The sequence below is a fragment of the Leptospira borgpetersenii serovar Javanica genome, from assembly GCF_003046425.1.
GTDB classification, from domain to species: Bacteria; Spirochaetota; Leptospiria; order Leptospirales; family Leptospiraceae; genus Leptospira; species Leptospira borgpetersenii.
Map to the genome: position 1 here is coordinate 71895 of NZ_QAJG01000014.1, position 12046 is coordinate 83940.

Below are 12046 nucleotides of genomic sequence, written 5' to 3' on the forward strand. Positions count from 1 at the left end.
CACATTTCGGAGGTTTCGTAAACTTTGTGACTCGAATGAGGAAAGTTGAATGCAAAACTTTATAAAATATAGATCCGTAACCGACGTCTACGCGGATCAGGTCGTTCAGGATTATTTTCAATCCGAAGAAAAAGAAAAACTGAAAAGTTTAGTTTTATTCAATATACTAACGCAAAACTTCGGGCCTATACCTACGTCGTTTCCTTCTTACTTTAAGGAATACTTTGAAAAGACGAACGTTCTTCCCGAATGGGCTGATTTTAAGAAGATCCGGATTGCGGAACGGATCTTCGCGACATATGGACCTCAGATTCTTATGATTCTTTGCTGTAAGTCTTTACCGATGGCATATACTTGCGGTAACGGAGCGGAGGTTCTTGTTCATACGGGAAGACTCGTGGAAGAGAACGGTTCCACACAAAAAGTATTCAGAAGACTGATGGAAACGACACAATTCGTCGTATCCGTTTTGCAGGAAGGGGGACTTTCCCAAGGAGGAGAGGGAATCAGAGTCGCGCAAAAGGTAAGGCTCATGCACGCGTCGATTCGTCACTTCATAATCGAATCGGGAAGATGGAAAGAGGAATGGGGAAAACCGATCAATCAACAAGATATGGCCGGAACCTTACAATCCTTTTCGAGTTTGATTTTGGAAGGGCTTATACTTTCCGGAATTACGTTAAGCGAAGAGGAAAAAAACGCATACATCCACCTATGGAAAGTAGTGGGACATATTTTAGGAGTAATTCCCGAATTGTCTCCGGACAATTACGAAGATTCTTATACACTTGGACTCTCCATCTTTCAAGATCAAAGAAAAGAATCCGAGGCCGGAAAAATTCTCGCGAAATCACTTTTGGATTTTATGGAATACATGCTGCCTGGAAACTTATTGGACGGAATACCATTGTATTTCCTTCAAACTTATTTAGGAAAAGAAAACTGCGAAATTCTGGGGCTTCCTTGGAAAGAGGGGGAAGTGTTAGGCGGGATCATAGAAAAAATCATGTTAGACTTTGATGGAACATTAAGCGAAAATGATCATTTTCAAAAACTTGTCTCTCATTTTTCATCAAAACTTATCCTAGGAATGGACAACTTCTATTACAAAGATAAAAGGGCAAAATTCGAAATTCCGCCTTCTCTGAAGGAAAACTGGGGAGCGTAGCAAAATGGGATTCTGGGAAAAGTTCCTAACCGATCCTTATTACCTGGGAAAATTCACTCTTCTTGAAAATATCTTTTTATTTTCGGGAGTGATCCTATGGGCATACGTTTACTTCGCATTGATCGTGGACTCGAACCGTAAACAATTCGTAGAGATGCCCGTCTTCATCGCTTGCGGGAATCTCGTCTGGGAATTTCTCTGGGGTTTTGTCATCCAAGAGGACATGGGGATCGTTTTGAATTGGGGTTATAAGATCGCATTCCTTTTGGACGTTCTGATCTTTTGCAACATATATAGATTCGGTCAAAAGCAGTTTAAGATTTCAATTAGTATATTAGAATATAGGATTTTACTCCTGGTTTTATTGGTTTCTTGGGGGGCCTTGATTTATACTTACTATGTCAATCGTTACGACCTGTTCACCGGGTCGAATTCCGCATATATTCTGAATTTATTCATTTCGGGCATGTATCCGGTTTTGTTTCTTTCGATGAATGATAACAGGTTATTTTCTTATCCGATCGCATGGTGTAAATTTTTAGGAACCGTATTTTTTACGTTGTTTTTATTTCTCTATTTCCCGAAGGAATATTTCGTTTTATGTTTAGGTGTATTGGTTTTTATAGCGGATGCATATTACGTCTATTTATTTGCAAAGACTAAAAAATAAAAATGTCAATTCGAACGGATCTGGCCGCCTTTCAAACGAACGAAATTCTACTGCAAGATCACGTCTCGACGGTTTACAGAGGGATCTTAAAGGGGGAATCCGAAACAAAAATCCTTAGGATTCAGAAAGAAAAAACTAAAGAAGAGGATTCTTTTTACTTTTTGAACGAATACGAGATCGGAAAGCTGATTTCCGACGAACATATCTTAAAGCCCGAATATATATTAAGGATTCAAGATAAATACTGCCTCGTCTATGAAAATCTGAAAAGTGTTCTTCTGTCGGATTATATGTCCGAGGTCGGTCCGTTAGCCGTGGAGGAATACCTTCAAATTGCGCTTTCGGTTACTGAAAATGTGGTTCACCTACATTCGCAGGGGGTTCTTCACAATCAGATTGGTCCTAATTCCTTTTTTTACGACGCCGGTACAAAAACCTCCGTTCTTGCTTGGCTCGGCTCCTCTTCTTTACTCATAGGAGAAAAAGGAAATCCTGCTCCTTTACAGATTTCGTCTACGTTACTCGCTTATTGTTCGCCGGAACGGACTGGAAAGCTCAATCGCTCCGTGGATTTTCGATCGGACGGTTATTCCATTGGTGCTTTGTTCTATTGGCTTTTAACGGGTAAACCTCCTTTCGAATCCGATGACCCGTTGGAAATCATACATTCTCACATAGCCCGCGTTCCCATTCCGGTATCTGAAAAAAGAAAAGAGATTCCGGTTCCGATTTCGAATCTCGTAATGAAATTACTTTCCAAAATGCCTGAGGAAAGATATTTCTCGTTGGAAACGTTACTCTACGATTTGCGGATTCTTTACGATTCCGTTCGGTCTCAAAGAAGCATTTTGGAATTTATTCCCGGTTTTACCGAAAAAAAGGATAAGTTTCGAATCTCCCAAAAGTTATACGGAAGGGACAAGGAAAAGGAAATCATAGAGGAAGCGATTTCTTCCGTTTATTCCGGAGTAAAAGCGTCCATTCTGATCAAGGGAAAGTCGGGAACCGGAAAAACCTCCTTGATTCAGGACACGATTCTTTCCAAAGAATTGAATACATTACGAAGTTTTAAAGGAAAGTTCGAGGAAGATAAAAAGGGGATTCCTTATTTTGCTCTTAGGCAGGTCTTAGTAGAATTATCCAATTACCTTTTAACCCAATCCGAATATGAAATCCAGTCCTTTCGAAAAAAAATTCAGGAGAAACTCGGAGGTAATATCCAACTTTTGGCTCAACTCATACCAGAGATCGAAAATCTGACGGGGATCTTTCCCGTTCCGTCGGAACATCAGAGCCAAAAGGACGATCAATTTTTATTCATCGTAATCCTAAGATTTTTATCCGTCTGTTTCAACAGACGTAGTCCGGCATTACTCATATTAGACGATATTCAATGGGCCGATCCTGCGTCCCTCGCTCTCATCGAGTTCATATCCAGACAGACCGAATGGGAAGGAATGTTGTTCGTATTTATTTCCAGGAACGAGGAAGAATATTCCGATTTCTTAAACTCTTTTCGGGAAAGAATTCTGAATTCGGAAATTCTTCTTCAAGAGATCTCCTTGAATCCCCTTGATCAAACTATGATCCGAAGTTATGTTACGGACAGTTTGGATTTGAAAGAGGAAGACTCGGAAAAACTCACCGAAATTCTTTATCAAAAAACGAATGGGAATCCATTTTTTCTCAATCAGTTTTTTAATACGCTTTATACGGAATCCTTTATACGATACCAGAAGAGTTCGGGGATTTGGAGTCTGGATTGGGATCAAATTATCAAAAAAACTGTGACCGAAAACGTTTTGGATCTTCTCACGGAAGAGATTACGAGGCTTCCGGAGGATACGCAAGAATTCCTTAAGGTGGCTGCGTGTGTCGGAAATCTTTTCGATTTGGGAATTTTGTATCGGTATTTTCAGGATATTCCGGAGATCGTCGAAACCGGAATTAGGGAATGTATCAAACAAGGAATCATCATATATCAGGAATCGCAGGTAAGCCTTTATCCGATTTTGCAAATATTAAAAAAAAAGAATGTTGAAGAGCTGGATAAGAATAGGGTTTTCGAAGGAATCACATTCCGTTTTTCGCATGATAAGATCAATCAGGTGATCGGGGAATCGATTGCTCTTGAGCAAAGGGCTGAAATTCATAAAAACCTCGCTTGGTTTCTGATCGAATCGGATCGACTTGCCTCCAAACAAGAACGGATCCCAGAGATTGCAAATCACCTGATCAAATCCCAAAAAATTCTGAGTTCGAAAGAAGAAGTCGAGATCTTCAACCATTACATCATTCTCGCCGGAAATTCGGCCAAACTTGCAGCGGCGTTTAACACCGCTTATAATCTTTTCACTCTTCTGAAAAAAAAGATCACAGAGGAATCTTGGAAGGATAGAAAAGAGCAATGTGTTCAAATTTATAAGTCTTTTGCAGAGTCCGCATATTTCCTTTCTAAAACCCTCGAAGCGGAGGATGCGGTTCAAGTTCTGCTTTCTCGACTGCAGGATCGGATTGAAATCGTCGACGTTTATCTCATGCAATTGGAAGTGATGAACGCAAAGAACGATCTCGAAGGAGCCTACAAAGTCGGTTTAAAAGCGCTTCAATCTTTGGACGTAGGATTTCCGGAAAAACCCGGAATCACGGTTCTTATCTTCGAATTTTTAAAGATGATTTATTATCAAAGAGGCAGGAGTCCTGAACGATTACGGGAAGCAAAAAAGAATCAAGATCCTTATAAAATAGAAACTATAAACATACTTACGAATATGTTGAATTACGGAAAACATTCCGACGGTAAGTTGTTCGTATTCCTGTTTTTAAAATTGATGAACATCACTCTCAAGGAGGGAAATTCTCCGGTAAGTTTTTTCGGTTATGCCGGATTCGGTTCCCTTCTCTTTGTGGTGACTGGAAATTTTAAAACGACGCTTCGATACTGGGATCTCGGCGAATATATCATTCGGATTTTCAATGCGGATCGAATTCGTGGTAGATATCTGTTTGGAAAGAATATGCTCCTCGATTTCTATAGGCAACCTTTTTCCAAATTGGTCTTACTCGCCGACGAGGCGTACGAAAAGTGCATTCAATATGGAGATTATCTTTGGGCTGCGTTTTCTTTGATTTCACATTCCATTTATCATTTGTATTCTTCGGACACTTCCGAATCGTATTATGAAGTCCTAATTAAGGATGCGAAACGAGGGGAACAACTAGGTTACGAGACCGTTTATATAGTTGTTGCAAGTTCCGATTTCTTGATTCGCAGTATAGGAAATACCTCCAAACAAAACGTGATTTATAGGGATCGGGAGATGTCCGCGGAGATTTTCGAACGGGAAGTTTTAGTGCCGAACGCGAACGGAACCGCAAACGCTTGGTATGCGGTTCTGAGAGGAAAGGAAACTTATCTTAGCGGGGAATGGAAAGAAGGGTTGAGGGTTTTCGATAAATTTGCAAACGACCTGGAAAGATCCAGAACGATTTTCATCTATTCCGAATACAGATTCTATAAATCTCTTCACTTGATCCGCTCTAACGAATCGAAAAGAAGGCTAAGTTGGTCGAATTTATTTTTTATTAAAAGATCAATCTCCTTGTTCAAGGTTTGGTCGAAAACTTTTCCGGATAATTTTCAATCTTATTTCTATATTCTAAAAGCAGAATATAATAGATATAAAAAGGATTTTGCGAAAACGGACATGTTTTACGAATCGGCACTCTCTTCTCTTCAGGAGAACGAAGGTAATCTTAGAAAAGCGATTGTTCACGAACACGCGGGCGTATGGGAGTTTGAAAGGGGGAGAAAACATTATGCAAATTATCTCTTAAAGGTTTCGGAAAGACAATACCGAACCTGGGGCGCTACCGCAAAGGCGAATCAAATTCAGGCGATGAGGCAACACGAGGAAGATGTGGGAATACTTCTTCGTATGAGAGAAGAAGCTCTTTGGGATACGATCCTGAAGTCCGCCGAAAAACTGGATTTTAGAAGCGTTTTAAAGTCTTCTCAGTCCATTTCTGAAATTATAGAACAAGACGAACTTCTAAGGAAATTAATGCGAACAATCATGGAAAACGCAGGAGCGACTCGAGGATTTTTGATACTTCCAAGAAAAGATGGTTTGTATGTGGAAACGGGACAGGATATCGAGAGAGAGGACATTCTGACTCGATCTCTGATTTTGGACTACGCTACGGAGTTGCTACCGATTGAAATCGTTTATTATTGTTATCGTTCGGGACAAAGAATACTTCTGAATAATACGTCCTCTAAAGATTCTCCGCATTCTTTGAATTCTTATATCGGAGCAAAACGACCGAAGTCTCTTCTTTGTCTGCCTATCACAAAACAAGGAAGAATTTTGAGCGTTCTTTATCTGGAAAACGGACTCACTTATGACGTATTCGACGAACATAAGTTGGAAATTCTCGAAATCCTATCTTCACAGGCCGCAATTTCATTAGAAAATGCTAAACTATATGAGGATATCACAAGTTTAAATGCCGAGTTGGAAAAGAAGGTGGAACTTCGTACACAGGAATTGATGCAATCTTTGGAAATTATACGGAAGGATCTTTTGTATTCCAAAAAGATCCAACGTAGTATCTTACCGGAGCATCCGGTTCTTCCGGGAATTGTTTATTCGGTTTCGTATCAACCTATGGACGAGGTCGGAGGGGATTTTTACGATCTTTTCGAAATTCGTCCCGGAGTTTACAGATTTTTCGTGGCGGATGCGACAGGGCATGGAGTTCAGGCCGCTTTGATTACTATGGCAATCAAAAGCGAATATGAACATCTGAAAAAGATCCAGAAAAATCCTTCTTCTTTATTAGGAGAATTGAATGCCGTTATTCTTGAAAAATTTAAAACCTTGTATCTCACCTGCGTGGTTGCGGACATAAACGTGAAAAATCATACTTTGGAGTATTCGTCCGCAGGTCATCCGCCTCAGATTCTTTTGAGAGAAGGAAAGACGGATCTCTTTCATAAAACCGGGGCGATTCTCGGACTTAAGAAAGACTTCGTATATTATACCGAAAAAATAAAATTAAAATCGGGCGACCGAATTTATCTTTTTACGGACGGGATTTACGAACAATTTAATGCGACTAAAAACGAATTCGGCGAAGCGAGGTTTTCAAATTCGATCGTTTTATCCTCTTCTTTGAGTCCCGAAGACCAAATTTCCACGGTTCAAAAAGATTTGAATTTATTCCTGCAGGGAGAGCCGATACAGGACGATTTGACTCTTATAATTATTGAGGTTGTGTTCAGTTGATCTCAAAAAAAGCTCATATATAAATCTTGGTTTTTAAGATCGGAATTTAGAAAAATCTTCGTTCCGCAAAAATTTAAAGCGTAAACTACGAGTTTGAATTTGAAAAATTTTGAGATGGTGGCAAGTTTTTTTGGAGATTTGTCATATAATACAAACCTTTTGCGGATGAGATCGAACTTCTGAAAAATGAAAAATGCAATTCGAATTTTTTCTTTTACTTTAAAGCTGTACTTATTTTTTGAATTCAATCGATATGAATTCTAAAATTTCAGAAATTAGAAAAAATTACAGTTTGTCTTCTTTGGACATAGGAGATATCGGAGACGATCCGATTTCATTTTTTCAAAAATGGTTTGAGGAAGCCGTCTTGTCGGAAGTTTTGGAAGTTAATGCGATGACTCTTGCTACGGCGACCAAGGACGGAAAACCGAACGCAAGAATCGTTCTTCTCAAAGAAATCCTGGAAGACTCGTTCGTTTTTTATACGAATTACGAAAGTAAGAAAGGACGGGAATTGGAAGAGAATCCGAGGGCTTGTCTTGTTTTCTTTTGGCCTGAGTTGGAACGTCAGGTCCGAATCGAAGGGGGAGTGAAGAAAGTTTCTAGGGAAGAATCGAACGTGTACTTTCATTCCAGACCCAGAGGATCCCAAATCGGCGCGGTTGTTTCTCCTCAGAGTTATGAAATTCCGAATCGTAAATTTTTAGAGGAACGTTTTGAAGAATTTTCGAAGTTATATGAAGGTAAGGAAGTGGATCTTCCGAATCATTGGGGAGGTTATGCGGTTCATCCTAACCGAATCGAATTTTGGCAAGGACGTTCCAGCCGTTTGCACGATAGAATTGTGTTTGAGAAAGATACGGATTCTTCTTGGAAAAAATTCAGAGTCGCTCCGTAAAATGTGATTTCAAAATCGGAATCTCCACTGAAATAAAAGTGCTCTTGGTATTTTGGCTAATTGTTTGGTGGTAGAATTCAATTTTATTAAAGTTTATCTCACGTTTTTTATGATCCGATAAAACCCAAAAATTGATTTGAGACAACTTCAGACCCAAAGATTTAAAAGGTAAAGAATCAAAACGATCGCAAAACCGAGACTGAAAAAAAAACCTATTTTTACGGGTTGTGTGTGAGTTCGATACCCCGAGAGAAAAATGTGAAGGGATAGGAATCCGACAGCGATTGTTTCCGCAATTAAGGTTGCTATCACCGGAGGTTGGGGACCGAAGAGTAAAATCAGAATCGCGGGAAGGCATCCCAAGAAACTCATAAAAGCTCCAGTAGTGATCCACATCATTAAGATCAAACGAGATTGTTTTTCTTCGCGGAATTGAAAAAAACCAACTGCACCTCCTACGATCAATTGATGAATCAAACCGTGCAGAGTATAAATGATTCCGGACGTGATGAGGATGATTTCGGCGAAATGGATATGTTCGAATGAGTTCAATGAGGTTCTCGTTTTCGGATTTATTTTTTCTAACATATACGAAGTGTTTCGTTGCTCAATCAAAATTCATGTTGACCCAACCTTTTAAAAAAATGTAATAGAGAACGAAAAAGACGGAATCGAGTTTTACATGCATCAACAATTATGGGCGCCTTCCATCGCTCGGATCGAATCTTCCAATTTAAACCGATATCAAAAGTTTCTTAGGGAAAGAAAAAATCTTCATTTTTCTTCGTACGAAGAACTCAGGGCTTGGTCTGTAAAGGATGTCGGAGTTTTTTGGGAAAGCATCTGGGAATTTTCCGAAGTCGTTTATTCTAAAAAGTACGAAACCCCATATCGGATCGGACGGAATTTTACGGACTCTCGATTTTTTTTGGGAGCCAAACTCAATTTTGCAGAGAATCTGCTCCGAAGGACCGATTCCTACCCAGCTTTGATTTATAGAGGAGAGGACGGTTCCAGAAGAGAAATTAGTTATTTAGAATTGCGTTCTTATGTGGGAGCTCTCGCAAAAGATCTGAAAAGAAGGGGGGTGATGCCCGGGGATAGAATCGCAGGGCTGATGCCAAATGTTCCCGAGGCCGTGATTGCAATGCTCGCAACAACTTCCATCGGAGCGATTTGGAGTTCTTGCTCACCGGATTTCGGAGTCAAGGGAGTGTTGGATCGATTCGGGCAAATTACTCCCAAGGTTCTGTTTACCACGGATCGATACGCGTTTAAGGGAAAGGATTTATCTCTTGCGGAGAATTTGACTCAAATTCTTGCATCCATTCCTTCACTCGAAGCGGTGATCGTATCGGACTACAAAAAAGGAATTCTGCATTTTAAAAACCGGACGGACACGGAACTTTCGGAAGACTATCCTCAAAAGAATATTCATTTTTTGGAAACTATTCTTCGGGAAAACCAGGGAGCCGAACCGGAATTCCATCAAACCGATTTCGATCATCCGGTGTATATTATGTATTCATCCGGCACTACCGGACTTCCGAAATGTATGGTTCAGGGAGTAGGCGTATTGATCAATCATTGGAAAGAATTAGTTCTCCACAGTGATCTCAAAGCCGGAGAACGGATTTTTTATTATACGACATGCGGCTGGATGATGTGGAACTGGCTTGTAAGTTCCTTATCCGTAGGAGCGACTGTCGTCTTATTCGATGGAAATCCTTTTCATCCGGGTCCGGAAATTTTATTTCGTATCGCTTCCGAAGAAAGGATCGACGTCTTCGGAGTGGGAGCGAAGTACATTCTTACTTTGGAAAAGTTGGGCTTTCAGCCGAAAGATTTCGATCTTTCATCGATGAGGGCTGTATTGTCTACCGGTTCTCCTTTGACTGAGGCGGGTTTTCGATATGTATATCAAAATTGGAAAAAGGATCTTCAACTTTCTTCGATTTCGGGAGGAACCGATCTCAACGGTTGTTTCGCGTTGGGGAATCCGGTTTTTCCCGTTTACGAAGGAGAGATTCAGTCCAGAGGTCTTGGAATGGACGTAGAGGTCTGGAATAAATCCGGAAAATCCGTGATTGAAGAAAAGGGAGAACTCGTTTGCAAACAACCTTTTCCTTCCATGCCTCTTTATTTCTGGAAAGATCCCGAAGGAAAAAAATATGAGTCTGCATATTTTGAATCTTTTCCCGGAGTTTGGTGCCATGGGGACTTTGTGGAACTGAAGAAAAACGGCGGTCTTATCGTTTACGGAAGATCGGATGCAACCCTCAATCCGGGCGGAGTGAGGATCGGAACCGCAGATCTTTACGGTCTGATCGAAACTTTTTCCGAAGTCGCCGATTCCGTTATTATAGGTCAAGATTGGAAGGAAGACGTAAGGATCGTTTTATTTCTAAAGATGGTTCCCGGAAAGAAATTAGACGATTCTCTCATTCAAACTTTGAAAAAAGAAATTAAGGAAAAAATTTCTCCTAGACATGTCCCTTCTAAAATCCTTGCGGTCGCGGATATTCCATATACGATCAATATGAAAAAAGTGGAGATCGCCGTCAAAAGAACCGTTCAAGGCGAAGCCGTGACGAATAAGGAAGCTCTAAGTAATCCAGAAAGTTTAGAATATTATAAAAATCTTCCAGAGCTTGGGGAAGATTAGGGTTGTTTTTGGGCTTGAATTCGAAATTATTCGGACTGAATTTTGTTTGGCAGAAGTTTCCATACGAGAGGATTATTGTAGTGAGTCAAGGTAGATTTTCTGAAGATCTATTTAGAATCAAAACCCCCGAATCATGTATCCGATGGATTTTAGAGTCCGTCCTAAAATTCAAAACAATTGCAGCAATCCGAGAAGATTCTGATAAGATCGAATGGTTTTGGGACGGGTTCTTAGTTCCGCTTTTAGACATTATAAACCGTATTAAAAATTCTATAAAAGGAATTCCGATCCAATCTTTTCTTTTCGTTTTTTTTGGGATTTTTTGCAATATAACCGAAGTGGGAGCGGAGGAAAACACATTCAGATTTTATAATTTGTCCAGACTCAAAGAAATTTTGGAAAAGGGGGAATTGAAAGTCGCCGGTGATGCCGCCTACGAACCTTTTTATATAATAAACGCAAAGGAGGGTTATCCGGGATTTGATTACGAGTTGGGAAAGGCTTATGCGGACTTTCTAGGAGTAAAATACAAATTCGTTTCTTATCAGGAATTCAATGAATTCGCGGATGCAATCAAAAAAAAGGAAGCGGATATTGCGTTATCCGGAATATCAAATAATCTGGAAAGATCCAAAAAGGTGAAATTCAGTAGGGCGTATTTGGTTGCAACTCCCGCCGCGTTGATTCGAAAATCCGCGCTTCCTCCTCCTCCGGAGGGAAACATTATCACAACTCAGAATTTCAGAAGTGTCCTCGATTTAGCGGATGTGAACGGAGTTACGTTTGCGGTCAGATCCTTTTCCAATCGTCACGAATACCTTCTGAAAAAATTCAAGAACAATCGTATTTTTACTTATAGAGATACTCTTGCCGCTTGGGAAGCGGTTAAGAATGGAACGGCAAATTGTTTAGTCGCGGATTCTTTTTATATCAAAGGACTTCTACTTAAAGACAAATCGATCTCTTCCAACTTCCGGCCCCTTCTCGAGGTTGTACAAAGGGAAGATATCAGCGCGGCATTTCCGTATGGAGATATAATGTTTATTAGGAATTTTGAATTCTTTCTTGAAGAGTTGGAGCGATCCGGGATTCTTCGGGAGTTGGAGGATAAGTATTTCAATAAATCGGACTGGGTTCCTGAAACGCCGATCCATAGAGAGGCGTTTCGCTGAGTTCACGCCGATCCATAGAGAGCCATAACCTTACCCACAATTACTTGGATCTCTTCTGACAATCCTCCGTGAAACAGGTTCTACCTGCAGAGCGACCCATAGGAAAGCTCTGCATTGAGTTTTTCAGAGCGACCCATAGGAAAGCTCTGCATTGAGTTTTTCAGAGCGACCCATAGGAAAGC

The 12046-nt window shown here is 40.3% G+C and carries 8 protein-coding genes; 6 read left to right on the plus strand and 2 right to left on the minus strand.

The features are described from left to right. The first annotated feature begins 49 nt into the window (after positions 1-49). The 3 genes from CLV95_RS12445 to CLV95_RS12455 are packed head-to-tail and all read left to right on the plus strand — an operon-like array spanning position 50 to position 7129. Complete coding sequence (locus CLV95_RS12445; RefSeq protein WP_002735381.1) at positions 50-1168, plus strand: oxygenase MpaB family protein; 1119 nt, start codon at positions 50-52, stop codon at positions 1166-1168. A gap of 4 nt (positions 1169-1172) precedes the next feature. Beyond that, the gene (locus tag CLV95_RS12450) at positions 1173-1838 is read left to right on the plus strand and encodes a transmembrane-type terpene cyclase (RefSeq protein ID WP_002735339.1); all 666 of its coding nucleotides are present in this window, start codon (positions 1173-1175) and stop codon (positions 1836-1838) included. A gap of 2 nt (positions 1839-1840) precedes the next feature. Then, entirely contained in the window at positions 1841-7129 is a 5289-nt protein-coding gene (locus CLV95_RS12455) for a trifunctional serine/threonine-protein kinase/ATP-binding protein/SpoIIE family protein phosphatase (protein WP_002735422.1), read from the plus strand. A 2-nt stretch (positions 7130-7131) separates the two neighbouring features. Here the strand turns inward: CLV95_RS12455 and CLV95_RS19825 are convergent, their stop codons facing one another. Further along, positions 7132-7377, minus strand: coding sequence for a hypothetical protein (locus tag CLV95_RS19825; RefSeq protein ID WP_002722152.1), 246 nt, complete (start codon positions 7375-7377; stop codon positions 7132-7134). Between the two features lie 5 nt (positions 7378-7382). On the opposite strand from CLV95_RS19825, the gene pdxH reads away from it, so the two are divergent. Continuing rightward, on the plus strand, positions 7383-8027 hold the full coding sequence (gene pdxH, locus CLV95_RS12465) for a pyridoxamine 5'-phosphate oxidase (protein WP_002722148.1): 645 nt from the start codon (positions 7383-7385) through the stop codon (positions 8025-8027). Positions 8028-8174: 147 nt separating this feature from the next. On the opposite strand, the gene CLV95_RS12470 is transcribed toward pdxH, so the two are convergent. Further along, positions 8175-8579, minus strand: coding sequence for a M48 family metallopeptidase (locus tag CLV95_RS12470; RefSeq protein WP_026054817.1), 405 nt, complete (start codon positions 8577-8579; stop codon positions 8175-8177). Positions 8580-8709: 130 nt separating this feature from the next. On the opposite strand from CLV95_RS12470, the gene CLV95_RS12475 reads away from it, so the two are divergent. Together CLV95_RS12475 and CLV95_RS12480 are read left to right on the plus strand one after the other, a co-directional pair. After that, entirely contained in the window at positions 8710-10692 is a 1983-nt protein-coding gene (locus tag CLV95_RS12475) for an acetoacetate--CoA ligase (protein WP_002722153.1), read from the plus strand. 206 nt (positions 10693-10898) lie between these two features. After that, a complete protein-coding gene (locus tag CLV95_RS12480) occupies positions 10899-11864 on the plus strand; it encodes a substrate-binding periplasmic protein (RefSeq protein ID WP_308442739.1) in 966 nt (321 codons plus the stop codon). The last annotated feature ends 182 nt before the right edge of the window (positions 11865-12046 follow it).

Excerpts from the sequence above, each read along its gene's own strand:
- CLV95_RS12445 (WP_002735381.1), top strand. The coding sequence starts at position 50 with ATGCAAAACTTTATAAAATATAGATCCGTAACCGACGTCTACGCGGAT.
- CLV95_RS12450 (WP_002735339.1), top strand. The coding sequence starts at position 1,173 with ATGGGATTCTGGGAAAAGTTCCTAACCGATCCTTATTACCTGGGAAAA.
- CLV95_RS12455 (WP_002735422.1), top strand. The coding sequence starts at position 1,841 with ATGTCAATTCGAACGGATCTGGCCGCCTTTCAAACGAACGAAATTCTA.
- pdxH (WP_002722148.1), top strand. The coding sequence starts at position 7,383 with ATGAATTCTAAAATTTCAGAAATTAGAAAAAATTACAGTTTGTCTTCT.
- CLV95_RS12475 (WP_002722153.1), top strand. The coding sequence starts at position 8,710 with ATGCATCAACAATTATGGGCGCCTTCCATCGCTCGGATCGAATCTTCC.